Origin of the sequence: Paenibacillus andongensis (genome assembly GCF_025369935.1) — a bacterium.
Classification (GTDB): domain Bacteria; phylum Bacillota; class Bacilli; order Paenibacillales; family NBRC-103111; genus Paenibacillus_E; species Paenibacillus_E andongensis.
This window is the reverse complement of sequence record NZ_CP104467.1, coordinates 2,246,489-2,266,689: the sequence shown is the minus strand read 5'-3', so window position 1 is coordinate 2,266,689 and position 20,201 is coordinate 2,246,489. Positions and strand designations below refer to the sequence as shown.

Here is a 20,201-nt window from a genome sequence, read left to right as displayed (position 1 = left end):
CACTGCTACCGCTTCTTCATGATTCAGGAGCTCTCCATTTCATCCCCTATATGATGATCTATCTACTATTGTTAAAGTTAGAACAAGACAGGGATCTCCTCTACACCTCGTATAATCATCCCTGGACGCCATGTCAGGTCATCGCTAGCCGTCTTCATACGCAGTTCAGGCATTCGGCGAAGCAGTGCGCCGATGGCGATTTCGCCTTCCAATCGGGCGAGAGGGGCACCAAGGCAGTAATGAATCCCTTTACCGAAGGCGATATGGTTATTCACATCCCGGGTGATATCAAAAGTATCTGGCTCTGCGAACTGCTCACTATCGCGATTGGCCGATGCGATAGAAACAAACAGCATCTCGCCCTTGCGAATACGCTTGCCTCTCAACTCCAAGTCCTCCGTAACCCATCGAATATTACTAACTTCAGCAGGGCCGTTATAGCGTAGAATTTCTTCAATTGCAGAATGAATAAGTTCAGGTTGACTTTGCAGCTTTTCCTTCTGTTCCGGGTGTTCCAATAAAGCAATTATGCCGTTCCCAATCAAATTCACCGTCGTTTCATGACCGGCGATGATAAGTACGAATACTAACGCGTACAACTCATGCTCGGATAAGACATCCCCATCGTCCTCTAAGCTGATCAGATCACTGATTAAATCCTCCTGCAGATGATTGCGTCTTTTTGCAATCAAGTCCTGCAAGTAATCAACGAACGCCATCATCACGGCATCGCTTTGCTCCTCGAGTTGCGGATTATTAAATCCTTCCATAATTACATTCGACCATTCTTTGAATTTGTCTTGGTCTTCGATCGGTACGCCAAGCATTTCGCAAATCACCATGATCGGTAGCGGGAAAGCGAAATCTTCGATTAGATTCATTTCCCCCTTGTCCTGTACCAAATCGAGGAGCTCATTGCTGATCTCTTCGATACGCCCCCGGAGCCGTTCGATCATTCGCGGCGTGAACGCCTTTTGAACCAACCGCCGCAAGCGGCGATGGTCGGAAGGATCCACGCTTAGCAAGTTGCGGGATATGATCTCCCTGTGCAACGGCCCAGCTTGTCCATTGTTCTCAACCATATATGGAGAGTTCGTCACGAATCGCGAATCATTCAAAACATCCTGAGCGTCGTCGTATCGGGTGACAATCCATGCATAGTGTCCGCTCGGTAAGAGAAATCGGTACACCGGATCTTGATCGCGAACTTTACTGTAGGCAGGATACGGATTTTGAATAAATTGTTGATTTAGAAAATCAATTTTCGACATGAGGATTTCCTCCTTTAATGATTCAATATTTTTCTTACAGTTGCTTTGGAAGAGAACACTTTTCTTTCAACAATCATTTTTTCACCTGTAATATCAAAGGCACCCTTTAATCGAATATCGTGGGATGAAGCACCAATGAACACTTCAATCTTCCCAGGCTCCACAACCTGGTCCATATTTAGATCATGGAAAGCCAGTTGTTTCATGTTCACCTTGAATGCAACTTCCTTTGTTTCATGAACTTCCAAACCAACCCGGGCAAATCCAACAAGCTGCTTCACAGGCCTTACAACACTGCTTACACTATCCCGCATATATACCTGTACAACCTCATCTCCATCACGAGGTCCCGCATTTTTGAGCTTAAATTTCAAATTCAATTCCCCGTCCGCCTCAACCGTGCTGTCCAGTTCCAATTCGCTATACTCAAATTGTGTATAGCTTAATCCATGTCCAAATGGATATAACGGTGTATTTTTGTCGTTATCGATATATTCAGCCCAATTGTTAATTTCCGCATAAAAAGGTAATCTACTGTTATACATGGGAATCTGACCATTATCTTTTACAATCGTCACCGGTAGTTTTCCACTTGGATTGCTTTTTCCTGTGAGAGTGTTCACAATAGCTTGAGCACCTGTCTGTGCAGGAAGCCAAGCGTAGAGGACCGCTCTGCTTTTTTCACTTATTAAAGGTGTTGATAACGGTCTGCCATCGACAATAATGGATATAACTGGTTTATTAAGCCCAAACACCTCTTCCATCATTTCCAACTGCGGTTTTTCAAGATCAATGTTCATATTATCCCTGTTTTCTCCACAGGTTGCTTGCGGATCTAACATGCTTTCTTTGCCACCTAATACAGCAATAACAATATCCGCCTGCTCCACAGCTTTTTTTACTTCTTCAATGCCACCACTGATTGGTGTTCTAATTTCGCAGCCTTTTACATGCAGAATATTTTCTTTTCCAAATTCATTTTCCAGAACTTCCTTAACAGATTTACAATTGGGATAGTAGGTTTCAACGAACTCTTCCGGAGATCCATATTTATCTTTATCTGAAGAAGACATGTTTTGCTTAATCATGTCCATGATAAACTTTTTTTGTTCAGGTGTCGGCTCATCGTCAAAAGTAATGCCGTATGCATTTAACGTTTCTTTATGTTCAGTAATCGCACTGGCGTATGCCATTTTTAGCATGTTATCTTCTTCAGATTTATCAAAGTCACTACTTTTTGTACTGGCTGAACCAACAGATGAGTATCCGCCAAAGAAATTCGGTTTGTTGTCCGAGGTGGGCCCTATAACTGCTATCTTTAAATTCTTTTGCAGAGGCAGGATATGATCTTCATTTTTCACCAAGACAATGGATTTCTCTGCAATTTCTTGAGATAATTCCTCGCACTCTGGTTTACTTATTTCTTCATGAAAACTACCATCTTCATATGGGTTTTCAAATAATCCTAACTTGAATTTTGTTTCAAGAACACGTCTTACGGAACGATCTATATAAACCTCTTCAATTTCTCCCGATCCAACAGCATCCACCAAGTACTGGTAACACGAGTTGCCGGGTTGTTCAACATCTATTCCAGCTGTGAGTGCCAGGATTGCTGTCTCTTTGGCGTCTTTTGCCACTCGATATCGTAAATTTGCATGCGTAATACTGCCATAATCAGATACAACCAGCCCGTTAAATCCTAGCTTGTCCCTTAGAATGTCTATAAGCAGCCATTTTGAAGTAGCCACCGCCTGTTCGTTCAATATGCCATAACTATTCATGATAGCCTTCACATCTGACTCATGAATTGCCGCTTCAAATGGGAAACAGTACGTATCCAGCAGTTTTCTTTCAGCTATTTGCTGTTCCCCGCCATTTCTTCCACCTTCGGCATTTCCATAACCGACAAAGTGCTTGGCTGTAGCCATTACTTCGTCATCGCCTTGCAATCCTTTGACAAAAGAAACACCCATTTGAGCAACCAAATAGGGGTCTTCTCCGTAAGTTTCACCGATTCTTCCCCATCTTGGATCTCTTCCCAAGTCAAATAGAGGGGAATGGACAGCTTTAAAACCATAGGCCATTAATTGTTTTTTGACTACCTCACCCATTTTTTGAGCTAAAGCAGGCTCCCAGGTTGAAGCAACATTAAGAGACTGTGGAAAAGTAGTTGCACCCGGTATTTGCGCCCCCGCTATTCCTTCACTATGAACCAGCGCTGGAATCCCTAATCTCGTTTCCTCGATAAGAAATTTTTGAATGCTCTTTAAGGTCTCCATATCCTTCAGATTGTCACCAGTTAAGGAATCATTTAAATAACTGATTGTCCCAATTCCATCTTTTAATCTTTCTTCCTTGCCGTCATGAACACTGTCTCCCCCATAGGAATTTGCGCAGTATAATTGTGCTACTTTTTCTTTTAATGTCATCCTTCCGAGTAAATCTTCCACTCTTTCTTGAATAGGTTTGCTTGCATCTTTATAGATCATCTTTCTTCCTCCTACTTAATGAATTTGCATCATTTTTTTCTCCGCACCTTTTCTACTCGCCAGCTTAATCCTCCTGATCAGAGGGGTCAACAACAGACCCGCTGCAACAAAAACAAGAGACCATTTGAATACGATCTGCAGCGAATCCACAAGGGAACCCTTCATAACCGGAATAATGGTATCGGCCAGAGCCCGCTGCATCTGAGCAATGGTATCCGGACTGAGAAGGGCGGAAAACAATTGCTGCGGATTATGGTGTGATGATGGATGATAACTGACCGTCCCCCTCCTCCATGGGCTTCAGAACGGGGACGAGCCGTTCCGTTAAGTACCTCCCGGAGTAGAGATTCATCACCGCTCCTAATATGGTCATTCCAAAGGTTCCGCCGATTTGCCGGAAGAAGGTACTGGAGGATGTGACGATGGCCAGGTCTGACTGCGGATAGGTCTCCTGCAGCGCCAATGTCAGGCCGGGCATAATCATTCCCATCCCTAATCCGAGAATAAACATATAGACAGAGGTCATGAGTTGGGTCGTATGGATATCCATCTGGGCTATGAATACGAACCCCACCGCCATAATCAACAAGCCGATGGCCATCTGGAGCCGGATACCCATTTTCTCAATCAATAGACCACTTGCTATACTTGCAAGAATCATGGTGACGGTGAGCGGCATCATAATCATCCCGGTTGCGGTAGGACTGACACCGAGAATACCTTGCATGAACAATGGAACGAACATCATCGCTCCAACATCCCCACGCTCATCAAGAAGTCGATGCTGTTAATGATCGTAAATGTACGGTCCAAGAAGAAACGCATAGGAAGAATCGGATCCTGCGCCCGGTTCTCTACCAAGACGAACAGAATCAGGAACAAGATCGAGAGGGCAAACAAACCGATGATCCTGCTATCGCACGATAACGGTAGAAGTAAGCATATAGGAGGTCAATAGCCAGGCCATGAGCCCCAGCCCTCCCAGTTCCCCGATTATCCGAGGCATATCATTTTCTATGTTCTTAATAGGTCCGCCAATCATCCTTATTGATTTCTTCCAATGCAGTATGAAGCTCGTCATTTGTGTAATCGGGAATAACAAAACACAGGGTGTTTATAGGCAAAGAAAATAGCACATTGGCTCTACTATCAGTCCCATCTGCTTTTTCCATATCCGTATCTTTGGCAAAGCCTAACTTTTTGGAGCCCTCTATAAAGCGTGGTTGAATGGTTTCCCAATACGCAGCGCCCTTTGGAATTGAAATTAAATCTCCGATTGTAGAGAGTTCGGTAAGCTTTCCAATAAAAAGTTTTACCCCATTTACGGTTACAGTTTGTTTGAGTAATTCGTCATGCGCATTTTTGCCTATTACGATGTCGTACTTTCCGCTTTCAACATGCCATCCGTTTATTTCCATATTCCAATAAGCAAACGAACGCTTATCAACAACAAAGGTAACCGCTTTTGTTTCACCAGGCTTTAAGTTTATTTTACTAAAACCTTTAACCTCTTTTGCCGGACGGATGATGACTCCTTTATGAGGCGCAACATACAGCTGCACAACCTCCTTACCTTCCACATTACCTGTATTGGATACATCGACACTAATAGTAAGTGTCTCCGTTTCAGAATCCAACTCAGAATGACTTAGCTTTAAGTTGGAATACTCAAATGTGGTATAGGACAGTCCGTAACCGAACGGGAAAAGCACATCGCATTTTCTGGTCTCATAATAACGGTATCCAACAAACACGCCTTCACGGTATTCTTCAATATCATTTTCACCGGTATAGAAAAGGTAAGACGGATTATCCTCCAGCTCCTTGGGGAAAGTTTCTGCTAATCTTCCCGAAGGGTTGACCTTACCATATAAAATGTTTACGTTAGCAGCACCTACAGCATCGCCGCCAAGATAGGCCTCTACGATTCCTTTTACCTTGTCTGCCCATGGCATTTCTACAGGTGCACCGTTGTGAAGCACAACAATGGTATTGGGATTGACCGCTGCAACAGCCTCGATGAGTTCGTTTTGGCAAGCCGGCATTCTCATATGAATGCGATCGTAGCCCTCTGACTCAAAGGACTCTGGAAGGCCTGCAAAGACTACCGCTATATCGGCAGCCTTTGCCGCTTCAATCGCCTCCGCCTGAAGAGCTTCGTCTGTCCGTTCCTCATTGTCCACATAACCTTGGGCGTAGGTTACGTTTGCGATATCCCTAACCGCATCAAGCGCCGAAATGACTTTGTATGATTTGATGTGCGAGGACCCACCCCCTTGATATCGGGGAGCCTCGGCGTATTTTCCAATAAATGCAACCTTCTTTTTGTCGGGAAGAGGCAGCACTCCCTCATTTTTCAAAAGCACGATGGATTGCTCCGCCGCTTGTTGTGCACAGGCAAGGGCCGCTTCAAAGTCGCGTTCCTTTTTCAATTTCACCTCTTTAGCACGGTATGTGACTTCAATAATGCGCTCACAAAGCTTGTCTAGCTGCTTTTCGTCTAGCTCACCGGACCGGACCGCTTCCACTAGCTTATTATCATGATTGGAGTCAGACGGCATCGTAAGAGCAGTTCCACCCTTAGCCGTTTCGATCCGATTGTGAACAGCGCCCCAATCCGAAACCACAAAACCGGTAAATCCCCATTCCTTATACAACATATCCTCAATATACTGATTATGCTCGGAGGCGTAGGTTCCGTTAATCTTGTTGTATGCAGCCATAACGGTCCATGGTTGTGACTTTTTGACGACGATTTCAAAATTCGTTAGGTAAAGCTCTCTCAGAGTACGCTCATCAGCGTTTGCTGAAGAGGTTACACGCCTATATTCTTGGGAGTTAGCGAAAAAGTGCTTTGCACTCGTACCAACGCCCTTGCTTTGCACACCATTGATATAGGCTGCACCCATCTCTCCGGTAAGTAACGGATCCTCTGACATATATTCAAAATTCCTGCCACATAGCGGGGATCTCTTGGTGTTAAGTGAAGGGCCGAGAATAATATCCACACCTTCAGCCAGACATTCCTCTCCTAATCCTTCGCCAACCGCTTGAGCCACTTTGGTGTCGAAACTCGAAGCGATCAAGCAGCAAGCAGGAAAGCAAATAGCGGGTCTGGAGTTAAATATGTTAAGATCCTCACTCTTTTTTGGTTCAATCCTTAAACCATGAGGACCGTCGGCTAGGTGAAGTTTTGGTACTCCGAGACGGTCAACGCCTTTCGTAAACCAGTTATCCAAGCCGGATGTAAGTGCCGCTTTTTCTTCAAGCGTCATTTGTAATACGATCTCTTTAAGCAATTCCTTTTCCAAGAAAATCTTCCCCTTATAATCATTGTCGAAGACAGTTGGATCGTTCATCGGTATTGATACACTTCCACGCGGAGTGCAGAAGGATTGCTGCCGACCGTCAATCCGTAAGAGGCTTCGTCCCCGTTCAGAACGCGCCCCCGGAGCCATTTGTCTTGAACAAATGTTCCTTCCTCGACGAGAACGTAACCCACTTGGGAAGCATTGTCCTGCTTGGGCAGAAATTCGATCGAAAATCCGATACCGGCCATTATAAATTCGTTATCCGACACTTCGATTACGAGGCCACCTGATACCGGTTTCCCTTCCTGCTTGAGCTTGTAGGTTACTTTCAAATCATATTTAGCGAAAGACAATATACAACCAGGCTCTTGATTCTGAAGAAATCCCGTCATTTTCCCTGTTCCACGGTACTTCTGAATGATCCCCAACATATTGCTGAGAAGCTCGTAGCTGCGTGCAAGATATGGGCCTGTTCCAGTTGGATTAAAGGCGGAAAAGTCGATGTTGAGAGTCATCAACATACCGAAATCGATATCATCACCGTATCCAAAGGATGGGGCTAAAAAGTCTTCAATGCCAAATGGCGAGAAACACAAGGCATTATATTTGCCAAACGCATAAAATACGTTCGCCACCGACGCGGCATCTCTTCTAGCTTCGGGAATAAACAGCGGGTTGTCGTTCCTCGTATACTCCTCACAAACCTCAGCAAAATTAGACACATAAATATCTGGCGCATACAGACAGATTGTCGGAGCCGTCGCCTTCCAGATCGGCATAACCTTTGCAATCGGACCCCCGCTAGGGTAAGACCCGGGGGTCCATGGGAATTGCTCCAACCATGCATTTACGAACATCGGAAGAGGGTATTCTTCAGAACCGGCGCTTGCGATTCGTTCGACGGCCCGAGCATAATGAAAGGCCATGAAGTATTCCGCCGCATCATCCGCAAACGCCTCCTTCCACGTCCCTTCCTTGCCAAATATCGCTCCTAATTCATCGGGGATCGAAAGGTTGAATTGCTCGTTCGCATGGTCGGAATAGTCCCGGTCGCTGCCCAGGAATCCGATTTCGTTTTCCACTTGAACCATAATGACGGTATGGCGATCGCCATCCACCTTCTTCAGATGAGCCATGAAATGCCTGAAGGCAGTCGCATCCGCTTCAACGGCTTTCTCGCACATTGGCGATATCGTATCGGAAGTTGCTTTATTCAGATAAACGGCACGGAAATAGGTTTCGTAGTCCCTTTTTGCCCAGCCTGGAACATAAGTGGATTTCCCATTCTTCCATAATCCGAACCATAGTAGCACCAATCGCACGTTTTCTTCCCGGGCTTGTTCAATGATTCCATCTACGAGTTGAAAATCGAATTCCCCCTGCTTCGGTTCGATCAGCTCCCAATAGACCGGTACGATTACCGTATTCAAGTGTAATTCTCTGAGATGCGGCCAAACCTTATGCTTCATATAGTTCAAGTCTGAAGCACTGGAGTTATGGATCTCACCTGCTAAGGCAATATAGGGATTACCGTCAACATACAGATTAAATACACCATTTTCATTCTTTAATTGTGGCATCAGGCCAAATTTGCTCATCAACTTTCACCCTCCATTTGATAATTTGTTTGTAGCTCTTCCTGCAAATTGTTCATAGGATTCGCTCCGAAATTCAATGCGCGCGGATAGACACGGTCTGATTGGTGCAGCCATCCGCCGTAACCGTCACGGCGATCATCCCCGCACCGGTTGGACGCACAACCGCCAATGCTTTCCCGTCAAAGGTGGTATGCTCATCATCGAAAAATGGTTCCTCGGAATCGGGCTTAGCGCTTCCCAATCCCTGCAGCAAGCCTGGTCCCTCAACCTTGACCGCAACCTTCCGGTCGGCGGTGTTGTACAGATTCCCTTGCTCGTCCACCAAGCTGATCATCACGAAGGCCAGATCGATGTCCGATGCGACAATGTTCATCCGGTCGGCATTTGCTTTCAGTACAACGGCACCGCTTGCCGAACGGAGTTTCATCCGGCCGGATTCTTCCCCCAACGTAAGCCACCGCCGTAACTTCTCCCGCCTCGTAGACCGTATCGAACTCCGCTTTGAAACGGTTCGCTTCTCCTGCCACAGCTTTCCCTACCGATTTTCCATTCACCAACAGCTCGACTTCTTCCGCATCGGCATATACTTTCACTTTGATCGGTTGACCCTCGTGTCCCTTCCAAGACCAGCTGGAGATGGAATCGCTCCAGCCCCAACTCGATAGCGTGGCTTTTCGGGAATAAGGCTCGGGACGCTGAACAGCAATATAAGGCATCTTGCGGAGACCGAATACGATTTCGCGGTAATACGATACCGGCTTCCTATTGCCGATGATATCATTGTCACCGACCCAGGCCGTTAGCCAAGGATACGTAATTTGAATATAGAACGAGGGTCCTTCCAGATCGTAATGGACTCTTCCGACGCCCGCTTCCCCCAGGTAATCCCAGCCTGTCCAGGTAAAATCGCTGATCAGATGGCTGTTCCCACATGGAATCATGCGGCAACGTAACCGGTTTCGGAGGTTTCTTGCCCGGTGCCAGCTCCGAGAAATAGCTCGTTCTCGGGCCAACCGTCCAGTCGGCATTAAAGGAAGTTCTAATCAAAGAATTCGTCTCCTTCACTATTTCGTAAAATTTGGTAACTCGTACCAGTCCCTACTGAATACTAGGCTCAAGATATTATAGAAGCTCGAATGCCGCTTCTTTCACATCGTGGGAACTCGATCCGATAAACACCTTGAACTCACCCGGTTCTGCACCGTGCCTCATATCCGCGTTCCAATAAGCCAAATCCGCTTCGGTAATACTGAAGCGGATTTCTTGCGCTTCGCCTTCGGCTAATGCAACCTTTTTAAACCCTTTCAGCTCTTTCACCGGACGGACCACGCTGCCGCAAAGGTCCTGGATGTACATTTGGACGGTTTCCTCTCCCGCAACCGTCCCGGTATTGGTAACCGTGACGCTGGCGACAATCGTTTCCAAAGGTGTCATCCGCGATCGGGACAATCGTATATCCGAATACTCGAAAGTCGAATAGCTCAGACCGTATCCGAAAGGATATAGAGGCTCATTGCCGCCGTCTATATATCTCGAGAAAAATTTCTGACCCTTATTCCTTTCCGTGACAGGTCTCCCCGTGTTGAAATGGTTGTAGTATACCGGTACTTGACCTATCTGAGCGGGGAAGCTCATCGTCAGCTTGCCGGATGGATTATAGCTGCCGAACAGGACATCGGCTATTGCATGCCCGGCTTGGGAACCCAGAAACCACGTCTCTACGATGGCATCGACATGCCGTTCAAACCAATCCAGTATAAGAGGCCGACCATTTGTCAGAACTAGAACGGTCGGTTTGCCTAACTTAACAATGGCCTCCGCCAGTTCTTGCTGCACCTTCGGCAAATGAATGTCCATGCGGGATGCCGCCTCACCTGACATTTCACTGCTTTCTCCGAGCGCAAGAATGACGATGTCCGCCTGTTCCGCCGCCGCAAGAGCCCTCTGCAGGCCTCCTTCAATCGCTTCTTCAACCTTGCAGCCTTCTTCGAACATGAGATGCGCTGTCGGTATTCCTTGCTCATCAATCCCTTGCCGCAGCGTAACGGTTTCTTTCGCATAACGGGACCACTGCCAAGGTCCGAGCAAGTCTTTGCTATCGCCGAAAGGTCCGATCACCGCCAGCTTCCGTTCCTTGTTGGCCAACGGGAGAACGCCGTTATTTTTCAGCATGACGATCGACTTCCTCGCCAAACTCCGGCTTGCCTCCAAATGCGCCGGATGGAAGTGGTACTCCTTCTCTTTCTCCGGACGAACGTAACGGAACGGATCGTCCATAATACCGATTTTATATTTCAATGTCAGGATACGTCGTACTGCTTCATTTACTTGTTCTTCCGAAACGAGACCTTGTTCGATTAATTCATGCAGATGGTCGTAAGACCGGGTCACCATTTCAATATCAAGCGTGGCATCGAGGGCTTTTTTCGCCGCTTCTTTGCTATCTTTCGCATTCCCATGAGCGACGATTTCATCAATGGCACCGTAATCGGATATCAAGACCCCGTCAAAGCCCAGCTCTCTTCGCAGCAAATCGTTAAGGAGGTAACGGCTTCCAGCCACCGGAACTCCTTGATAAATATTAAAGGAATTCATGACCGAACCTGCGCCGGCTTCGATTCCCGCCTGGAACGGCGGCAAATAAACATTGCGGAGCGTGCCTTCCGAAATATCAACGGTATTGTAATCCCGGCCTGCTTCCGCAGCTCCGTATGCGACGAAATGCTTCAAACAAGCAATGAGCGTTTCCGGATTAAATACGCTGTCCCCCTGATAGCCTTCTACTTGAGCTTTGGCTATCAAGCTTCCCAAATACGAATCTTCTCCCGCACCTTCTACAATGCGTCCCCACCGCGGATCCCTCGTAATATCCACCATCGGGCCATGGTTATAAGTAATACCGGAGGCACTAGCTTCTTTCGCGGCAATCGCGCAAGCTTCTTTGATAGCTGCGACATCCCAGCTGCAGGACCAAGCAAGCGGCACAGGAAAAATAGACTGAAACCCGTGTATAACGTCAAAATTAAATAATAAGGGAATGCCGTGCGGGGATTGTTCTACGGCGATTTTCTGCAGTTCGAACACACGGCGGCTGGTAATGGCCGACAGAATCGAGCCTACCCTGCCTTCCGCAACCAGCTTCTCAGGCGGCTCAGACGCAACGTCTGCTCCAAGGGAGAGGTTCGTAGACATACACTGACTCATTTGACCGATTTTATCGGTGATCGACATCTTGCCGATCAGAGCTTCTACGGCTTGTCGGATCTCTTCATCGTCACGCTGCTTCACCTCGTGCTTCCTGTAAGGAGCCAGCTCAGCAATGAGCGTATCTTCGAGGGATGGGCCAGGTCCTTGAGCGCCTTTCACGAAGAATGCTTCCGAGTATGGCAGCTTAACTCTGCCGTGGAATTCCTGGTCGTCGAAAGTTAAATCAAATTCAATTGGTTCATCGGGTACAAAATGGGATGATCCTCTAGCCTGCAGCACATTCCCTTCAATCGTCAACATGTTGATCCCAATAGGAAACGGAAACGGCTCCACTAGAACGGATAATGCATAGGTTTCTTTTTTTTCGATGACGAACTGCATTTTGAGAGTGGATTCTGGTGTTTGATGCAGGAAATGCCAAGTGCCGATCATTCTAATCATCTGCCTTTCTATATGTGAAATTGACGCTCGGGCCCCATTTCAACTTTCTTATTCAAGTTTATAGGAATCCAATTGCTCGATATATAGCTCGATCTAAAGGTCGGATAATTGAATCTTAACTTTGCTATATAGTTGATGAGTTCGTCTCCCACAACAGTTTCCACTCGTTGTACAGAAGTAGAGTCAATAGAGGAATCGTTAATCCAAAAAGACTGCCAAACAGACGGCAGTCCTAGTACACGTTATTATTCCTAGCCTGCCCGACTTAGCAGCCGGGCGGACTTAAGCCAAGGTGCTGTGCTCGCCTACCTGTTCTGCCGCAACACACGAGGCCCCGAGAAGCGGGCGCCGGTCTTCAAGAGGTCATGAAGACCGACGTCGAATGCCTCTGAGCAGCCAACGTCGTTCTACGAGGGCGTGACGGTGACAGAAACCTGCCCACTCGAGGTCGGTAGAACCTTGAGGTACATCGCACCCGGTGACGACACGACTCGTCCGTTCGTAACAGAAACTGTGTATCTGCCGGGCGCATAGTAGGCGGGTACGACAATTATCTTTGCAGAGATTGATCACCTGAAGACTGGTAGAGGTACGTTAGGACGCGGGTCTCATCGTCGAACGAGTACGAGACCCGGGTGCCTGCCGTGGCCTGGTCGTACGGCCTGATGAGTAGGGCTTACGTAACTCCGTGAGATGCCGAGCTCCTTCGCGGTCTCCCGTTGCGTCCGCTCTTACAGCCCGCTTCGAGCCATTGCCGGTCTGGAAGCTTTCTATCACTTTAATTAAACCAATTGTACCGATCGAGATTCGCGCGCCTGCATATCTATCCGCCAAATACGTTGCCCTGTCGTTCAATTTTTACAGTTCAGTAATCGTTACCTTCGACGAAAATGCCTTACGTTCAACAATAAGTTTTTCACCTATAATCTCAAATGAACCTTTTAATCGAATGTCCTGAGATGAAGCACCTATAAATACTTCCATCTTCCCCGGTTCCACAACTTGATCCATATTCAAATCATGAAATGCCAACTGTTTCATGTTCACCTTGAACGCAACCTTCTTTGTTTCATTAACATCCAAGTTAACCCGAGCAAATCCAACCAGTTGCTTCACAGGTCTTGCAACACTGCTCACTCTATCCCGGATATAAACCTGAACAACCTCATCCCCGGCCACCTGTCCCGCATTTCTCAGCTGAAATGTTAGGTTCAATTCTCCGTTTACCTGAACCTTGCTGTCGTGTTCCAAGTCGCTGTATTCGAATTGCGTATAACTTAATCCATGTCCGAATGGATATAACGGTGTATTCTTGCTGTTATCAATATATTCAGCCCATTCATTAATTTCAACATAGAGCGGCAATTTGCTGTTATACATTGGAATCTGACCTGCTTCTTTGAGTATGGTCACCGGCAGCTTTCCGCTAGGATTCATCTTTCCTGTAAGGATATTCACAATGGCTTCTGCTCCAGACTGAGCCGGAAGCCATGAGTATAAGACCGCTTTACTATTTTCGCTTACACTAGGCGTAGCTAATGGCCGACCGTCTATTACAATTGAAATAACAGGCTTATTCAGCTTAAATACTTCTTCCATCATTTCCAATTGAGCTTTTTCAAGACCAATGTTGATGTTATCTTTGTTTTCACCGCAAGTAGCTTCAGGATCTATCATGCTTTCTTTGCCGCCCAATACGGCAATGACAATATCCGCCTGTTGTACCGCAGCTTTTACTGCTTCAATTCCTCCATCTATAGCCTTTGAAATATTGCAGCCTTTGGCGTGCAGTACGTAATCTTTCCCAAAGTCCTCTTCCAGAGCATCTTTGACAGATTTACAATTCGGATAAAACATTTGAACAAATTCTTCATTCGTTTTATAGACTCTCTTCGAGGAAGCATCAGAAGCTAAATTCTCCCTGATCATATTCATGATAATTTCTCTTTGTTCAGGGGTTGGCTGATCGTCAAATTCAATGCCAATCGATTTTAATGACTCTTTATTGTCGGTAATGGTCCCTGTATAAATTAATCTTAGGAAGCTGTCTTCTTCAGATTTATCGAAATCACTGCTTCTTGTGCTAGCGGATCCAACGGAAGAATATCCTCCAAAGAAGTTGGTTTTGGTGTCTGATGCAGGGCCGATTAGCGCTACTTTCAGGTTCTTTTTGAGCGGCAACATAGCGTCCTCGTTTTTTACCAATACCATTGATTTCTCGGCAATCTCACATGATAATTTCGCATTCTCCGACTTTTCGATTTCATAGAAGAAATCGCCATATTCATAGGGATTCTCGAATAGTCCTAATGTGAATTTGGTCTCAAGAACACGTCTTAGGGAGATGTCAATTAATGCTTCTTCGATTTCGCCTGACTCAACAGCTTCCACCAGATGCTGATAGCATTGGTTCCCAGGTTGTTCTACATCCATTCCAGCTTTGAGAGCAAGAATGGCTGCTTCTTTAGCATCTTCTGCTACTCTATAACGTAATTTTGCATGCGTGATACTTCCATAATCCGCTACAACCAGCCCATTAAATCCTAACTTATTTCTTAAAATGTCTGTAAGAAGCCATTTGGACGTAGATACAGCCTCGTCATTTAGAATACCATAACTATTCATGATCGCTTTCACGTTCGCCTCATGAATGGCAGCTTCAAAGGGGAAGCAATAACTATCCAACAATTTTCTCTCGGCTATCTGCTGTTCTCCGCCGCCTCTTCCCCCTTCGGCATTTCCATAACCGACAAAGTGTTTGGCGGTAGCCATTACTTCATTATCACCTTGCATACCTTTGACAAAAGCCACGCCCGTTTGTGCAACTAAATAAGGGTCTTCCCCGTAAGTTTCTCCAATTCTTCCGAACCTTGGGTCACGCCCCAAATCGAATAGCGGGGAATGTACGGCCTTGAATCCATATGCCCTTAGTTGTTTTTTGACCACCTCGCCCATTTTTCGGGCTAAATCCGGCTCCCAGGTCGAAGCAAGATTAAGAGACTGTGGAAAGGTAGTCGCACCGGGGATCTGCGCCCCCCCTATTCCTTCACTATGAAAGAGCGCCGGAATGCCTAATCTCGTTTCATCAACAAGAAATTTTTGTATGCTTTTTATCGTTTCCTTATCCTTTTTATTATCACCTGTGAGAGAATCATTTAAATAACTTATTGTCCCAATTCCATCTTTTAATTTTTCGGCTCGGGTTTCATAAACGGACTCTCCACCATATGAATTTGCACAAGTTAACTGGGCTACTTTCTCCTTCAACGTCATTCTTTCCATTAAATCTGTGACTCTCGCTTCAATAGACAAACTTGCATCTTTGTAGCTCATTGTTCTTCCTCCTATTCATCATTGCTTGTAACGAAACAGCTGAACGTTCCCTCGCCGTTCATAATTTGTTCAGAACCATCAGGCAGCCTGACTTCCGCTTGGATGCCTTCAAGGACGCTAATGTCTACTTTGAATACATTTACAGCACAAGCTCGAATGACGCTTCTTTCACATCGCGGGAACTTGAACCGATATAAACTTTAAAGTCCCCAGCCTCAGCTTCATATTTCATATCCGAATTCCAATAAGCCAAATCCTCTTCTGATATGTTGAAACTGATCTCTTGTGCTTCGCCTGCAGTTAATGTTACCTTTTTGAATCCCTTAAGCTCTTTGGCTGGACGGACAACGCTGCCGTAAAGGTCCTGAATATACAGCTGAACGTTCTCCTCTCCCTGTTGGGCTCCTGTGTTGGTCACCGTTACACTAGCGATGATCATCTCTGAAGAAGTCATCTTTGTTTGGGATAATCGAATATTCGAATACTCGAAGGTCGTATAACTCAGTCCGTAACCGAACGGATACAAAGGATCATTGGAACCATCAATATATCTCGAAAAGAATTTCAGATGCTTATTGCTTTCCGTTACAGGTCTTCCGGTGTTAAAGTGATTGTAATAGACGGGCACTTGACCGACTTGAGCGGGGAAGCTCATCGTCAGCTTGCCGGATGGATTGTGATTGCCGAAGAGCACGTCGGCAATGGCATGCCCTGCTTGAGATCCAAGGAACCATGTCTCTACGATGGCATCGACATTGCGCTCGAACCAATCTAGCACAAGCGGCCTGCCATTCGTCAACACCAGCACTGTTGGTTTGCCAACACGAACAATGGCCTCCGCAAGCTCCTGTTGTACCTTCGGCAGCGTAATGTCCATGCGGGAAGCCGCCTCGCCAGACATTTCACTGTTCTCTCCGAGGGCAAGAATGACGATGTCCGCTTGTTCGGCCGCGGATACCGCACGCTCCAGTCCCCCAACAATCGCCTCTTCAACCTTGCAGCCTTCTTCGAGCAATAGCTGTGACGCAGATAAACCTTGTTCTTCCACCCCTTGCCGGAGCGTAACGGTTTCATTCGCATATCTGGACCACTGCCAAGGCCCGAGCAGATCCTTGCTATCACCGAAGGGACCGATTACTGCTATCTTCCTCTCCTTGTTTGCAATCGGAAGTACACCGTTATTTTTTAATAAAACGATGGATTTCTGTGCGAGACTCCGACTTGCTGCTAAATGATTTGGATGAAAGTGGTACTCCTTCTCCATCTCTGGCCGTACGTAACGGAATGGGTCGTCCATAATGCCGATCTTATACTTCAATGTCAGGATACGCTTCACCGCTTCATTCAGTTGTTCTTCCGTAACGAGACCTTGCTGAATTAATTCATGCAAATGATCATAAGAACGGGTCACCATTTCAATATCCATCGTTGCATCAAGGGCTTTCTTTGCCGCTTCTTTACTGTCTCTTGCATTCCCGTGCGCTACGATTTCATCAATGGAACCATAGTCGGAAATGAGAACTCCGTCAAAGCCTAGCTCTGTTCGCAACAAATCGTTGAGGAGGTAGCGGCTTGCTGCCACCGGAACTCCTTGGTAAGTATTGAACGAATTCATTACCGAACCAGCGCCGGCTTTAATTCCCGCTTGGAACGGCGGCAAATAAACGTTGCGCAAGGTGCCTTCCGAGATATCTACCGTATTATAATCTCTCCCTGCCTCAGCAGCTCCGTATGCGATGAAATGCTTTAAACAAGCAATAAGTGTCTCTGGATCATCTAAACGGTTCCCTTGATAGCCTTCGACTTGTGCTTTGGCAATAAGACTTCCCAAGTAAGGATCCTCACCTGCGCCTTCCACGACGCGGCCCCATCGCGGATCCCTCGTCACATCAACCATTGGGCCGTGATTATACGTATTACCGCTGGCAGTAGCTTCTTTCGCGGCTATTGCGCAAGCGTCTTGGATGGATTCCAAATCCCAACTGCATGACCAAGCAAGGGGTACAGGAAAAACCGTCTGAAAGCCGTGAATGACGTCAAAGTTAAAGAGCAATGGAATACCATGCGGGGATTGTTCTACTGCGATTTTCTGCAGTTCGAACACGCGGTAGCTATTTATAGCGGCAAGCACTGAACCCGCTCGACCTTCTGCAATTAATTTCTCCGGAGACTCAGATGCAACATCTGTTCCAAGTGAGATATTGGTAGACATACACTGACTCATTTGGCCAATTTTATCTGTAATCGACATCTTGCTGAGAAGAGCTTCTACAGCTAGACGGATATCTTCACTATCCCTCTGCTTCACATCCTGTTTTCGATAATGGACTATTTCGGAGATAAGGATATCTTCGAGTGTCGGACCAGGTCCTTGCGCACCTTTCACAAGAAACACATCCTGATAAGGTAATTTGATCTTGCCATCGAACTCCCGCCCTTCAAATATCAATTCAAGCTCAACCTGTTCATCCGGAATAAAAGACGTCTCACCCTTGGCCGAAAGAACATTTCCTTCAACCTTTAATGTGTGAATGCTGATTGGGAATGGAAATGGCTCCAAGACAATGGATAACCGATAGGATTCTTCTTGTTTCTCAATGTCAAATTTCATTTTAATCGTGGATTGTGCGGTTTGATGCAGAAAATGCCAAGTACCGATCATATTATTCAACTCACTCTTCATATTATTGGAATAACTCATTAACCGCGCCGATTGTTGGATAACAAGTGAATGCTGCTCATAAATTGAATCATCATTTTTTTGCAAGCTTAAGGGGTTTAGATTGTTCGACTATCTACAGAATCGCGTCTTGTAACTGCTTCCCAAAAGACTTTTCGTTGTTCATTCACCGACTTTTATCAAATAAACCGGTCACGTGTATCATGACAGAGACCCGCAGCATTCAACCGCTGCGGGTCTCTGTCTCCCTTACGCGACTGTCAGGCTAGACAATCGAGCAACATGTTTTTATTTATGGATGACTTGCCTTGTAAGCATCGATTTGCGCTTGCAGGTCCTTCACCACTTTGTCCAAACCGGCTTTCTTGGCAGCCGATTCAAATTTCGCATAAGCGGTTTCGTAATCGATCAGACCGACGTCGGCCGGATTCATATACTGTTGGACGAGATTCTGAATCGCCGCATTCTCGTTCTTCACATTCACGTCACTGTATACGAAGTTTCCTCCATATGGGTAATCGTGTGCGACCAACCGAAAATCTTTCAATGCTTTGACGATTTCGTCTGGCGATTCGACGCTCCATCTTTCATTCGGTCCGCGCCAACCCCAAGGGTCATTCGCTCCCGGAGGATACTTAGTGGAATCTGCAAGCGCTTTGAATCGGTCGTCACCGACAGGCTCCCAATGCTTACCTTTAATTCCGTACCAGGTCAAATCCGAGTAAGCCTTATTCCACTTCAATAGGTCTAGGAACATGAGTGCACGCTCAGGGTTTTTGGAACGAGCGTTGATGGCGACTGCATTTTGCATATAACTAGAAGGAGGGACGTTTAACGCCGGGATATATATTTCAGTCTTCCATTCCGGATGGTCTTTATCAACTTGCACGGCTATATTTGAAATCTGATCCAGTGACGAGAGTGCCGCGGCAGATTTCCCTGCCTGATACAACTCAAATGATTTTTCTTTTTGAGACAATGCATTTTTCGAAATTATTCCGGCTTTCTGCCAGCGGAACATCGTGTTCGCAAAGTTTTTATATTGTTCGCTTTGGTAATACAACGTAGCTTGCATTCCTTCTTTACTGAACATGTTCCAGCCTACAGCAAAGTTCGATGGTGCTTTTCCTGAGGTATATGCTTGCAGATTGGAATCGAATTGCCACTTAAAGTACTCTTCGGTTGGATTATGATAAGCAAAGGGGGTAATCCCTTGATCGTTCTTGGCAATCGCCGTTAAATAGGCGTCTAACCCTGCCATGTCTTTAACCGGAGGCACCTTATATTGTTCCCTTAAATCTCCTCGCAGCATGAATGCTGACGCGCCAAGCTCCTGCACCGATTGCGGCACAGCGTAGACCTTGCCATTAACTTTGGCTTGTTCCCAAGCAACTTTCGGCGTTTTCTCCCAAGTAATCGGCGCATTCTTGGACAGAAGGCCATCAGTCAACTCCAAAAACCCATTCTTACCGGCATAACCTTGATAATCTGTCCAATTGGAGGCGTAAATCAGATCGAAATCCTCTCCTGCGGAGAAGAGTAGAGGATATCTCTGCGCCCACTCGCCCCATGTAAAGTTCGTAACTTCGATGTTCGCATTGATATCTTTCTTCGCCATTTTGCTTAATTCCTGATAGACAAGATCTGCATCAGCCGGCTTGTCCCCGAGCAGAACCATCTTCAGCGTGGTTTCTTTCAAGGTGGAATCCCCCTTGTCCGGCTGGTATGCGTTCTTAGACGGACTGCTTGTCTCGGAATTGCCATTGTTTCCATTGCATGCTGATAAGACAACCGCACAGAGCATAACAACTGCCACCGAATTAAACCACTTGCTCCTTCTATTTTTCATATTGCCCCTCCTATAAGTA

The 20,201-nt window shown here is 46.3% G+C and carries 14 protein-coding genes; 1 reads left to right on the top strand and 13 read right to left on the bottom strand.

Translation table 11 applies throughout. The annotated features are described in order from the left end of the window. Nucleotides 1–77 precede the first annotated feature (77 nt). Genes NYR53_RS10280 through NYR53_RS10265 form a run of 4 tightly spaced genes read right to left on the bottom strand, consistent with a single transcriptional unit; the run spans nucleotide 78 to nucleotide 4,511 of the window. Nucleotides 78–1,271, bottom strand: a complete 1,194-nt coding sequence (locus tag NYR53_RS10280) for a cytochrome P450 family protein (protein ID WP_261305076.1) — start codon at nucleotides 1,269–1,271, stop codon at nucleotides 78–80. Between the two features lie 14 nt (nucleotides 1,272–1,285). Beyond that, on the bottom strand, nucleotides 1,286–3,763 hold the full coding sequence (locus NYR53_RS10275) for a glycoside hydrolase family 3 N-terminal domain-containing protein (protein ID WP_261305075.1): 2,478 nt from the start codon (nucleotides 3,761–3,763) through the stop codon (nucleotides 1,286–1,288). A 15-nt stretch (nucleotides 3,764–3,778) separates the two neighbouring features. Then, entirely contained in the window at nucleotides 3,779–3,964 is a 186-nt protein-coding gene (locus NYR53_RS10270) for a hypothetical protein (protein ID WP_261305074.1), read from the bottom strand. Nucleotides 3,965–4,013: 49 nt separating this feature from the next. Then, nucleotides 4,014–4,511, bottom strand: a complete 498-nt coding sequence (locus NYR53_RS10265) for an MFS transporter (protein ID WP_261305073.1) — start codon at nucleotides 4,509–4,511, stop codon at nucleotides 4,014–4,016. Here NYR53_RS10265 and NYR53_RS10260 point away from each other — a divergent pair. Then, a complete protein-coding gene (locus tag NYR53_RS10260) occupies nucleotides 4,496–4,690 on the top strand; it encodes a hypothetical protein (protein ID WP_261305072.1) in 195 nt (64 codons plus the stop codon). The genes NYR53_RS10265 and NYR53_RS10260 overlap by 16 nt on opposite strands. A gap of 95 nt (nucleotides 4,691–4,785) precedes the next feature. Here the strand turns inward: NYR53_RS10260 and NYR53_RS10255 are convergent, their stop codons facing one another. The 9 genes from NYR53_RS10255 to NYR53_RS10215 all read right to left on the bottom strand — a co-directional run bounded on the left by NYR53_RS10255 (nucleotide 4,786) and on the right by NYR53_RS10215 (nucleotide 20,182). Further along, on the bottom strand, nucleotides 4,786–7,074 hold the full coding sequence (locus NYR53_RS10255) for a glycoside hydrolase family 3 C-terminal domain-containing protein (protein WP_261305071.1): 2,289 nt from the start codon (nucleotides 7,072–7,074) through the stop codon (nucleotides 4,786–4,788). A gap of 44 nt (nucleotides 7,075–7,118) precedes the next feature. Then, nucleotides 7,119–8,672, bottom strand: a complete 1,554-nt coding sequence (locus NYR53_RS10250) for a GH35 family beta-galactosidase (protein ID WP_261305070.1) — start codon at nucleotides 8,670–8,672, stop codon at nucleotides 7,119–7,121. 73 nt (nucleotides 8,673–8,745) lie between these two features. Next, nucleotides 8,746–9,006 carry a hypothetical protein gene (locus tag NYR53_RS10245; protein WP_261305069.1) on the bottom strand — a complete coding sequence of 87 codons (261 nt, stop codon included), beginning with the start codon at nucleotides 9,004–9,006 and terminating at the stop codon, nucleotides 8,746–8,748. Next, on the bottom strand, nucleotides 8,936–9,613 hold the full coding sequence (locus NYR53_RS10240) for a DUF4982 domain-containing protein (protein ID WP_261305068.1): 678 nt from the start codon (nucleotides 9,611–9,613) through the stop codon (nucleotides 8,936–8,938). Before NYR53_RS10240 ends, NYR53_RS10245 begins: the two co-directional genes overlap by 71 nt. Nucleotides 9,614–9,794: 181 nt before the next feature. Next, nucleotides 9,795–12,320 carry a glycoside hydrolase family 3 N-terminal domain-containing protein gene (locus NYR53_RS10235; protein WP_261305067.1) on the bottom strand — a complete coding sequence of 842 codons (2,526 nt, stop codon included), beginning with the start codon at nucleotides 12,318–12,320 and terminating at the stop codon, nucleotides 9,795–9,797. Nucleotides 12,321–12,914: 594 nt separating this feature from the next. Next, nucleotides 12,915–13,175 (bottom strand): hypothetical protein, encoded by a 261-nt coding sequence (locus tag NYR53_RS34710; protein WP_261305066.1) that lies wholly within the window; start codon nucleotides 13,173–13,175, stop codon nucleotides 12,915–12,917. 3 nt (nucleotides 13,176–13,178) lie between these two features. Further along, a complete protein-coding gene (locus NYR53_RS10225; RefSeq protein WP_261305065.1) occupies nucleotides 13,179–15,653 on the bottom strand; it encodes a glycoside hydrolase family 3 N-terminal domain-containing protein in 2,475 nt (824 codons plus the stop codon). 139 nt (nucleotides 15,654–15,792) lie between these two features. Then, nucleotides 15,793–18,420 (bottom strand): glycoside hydrolase family 3 N-terminal domain-containing protein, encoded by a 2,628-nt coding sequence (locus tag NYR53_RS10220; RefSeq protein WP_261305064.1) that lies wholly within the window; start codon nucleotides 18,418–18,420, stop codon nucleotides 15,793–15,795. A 205-nt stretch (nucleotides 18,421–18,625) separates the two neighbouring features. Beyond that, nucleotides 18,626–20,182 (bottom strand): ABC transporter substrate-binding protein, encoded by a 1,557-nt coding sequence (locus NYR53_RS10215; RefSeq protein WP_261305063.1) that lies wholly within the window; start codon nucleotides 20,180–20,182, stop codon nucleotides 18,626–18,628. Nucleotides 20,183–20,201 lie beyond the last annotated feature (19 nt).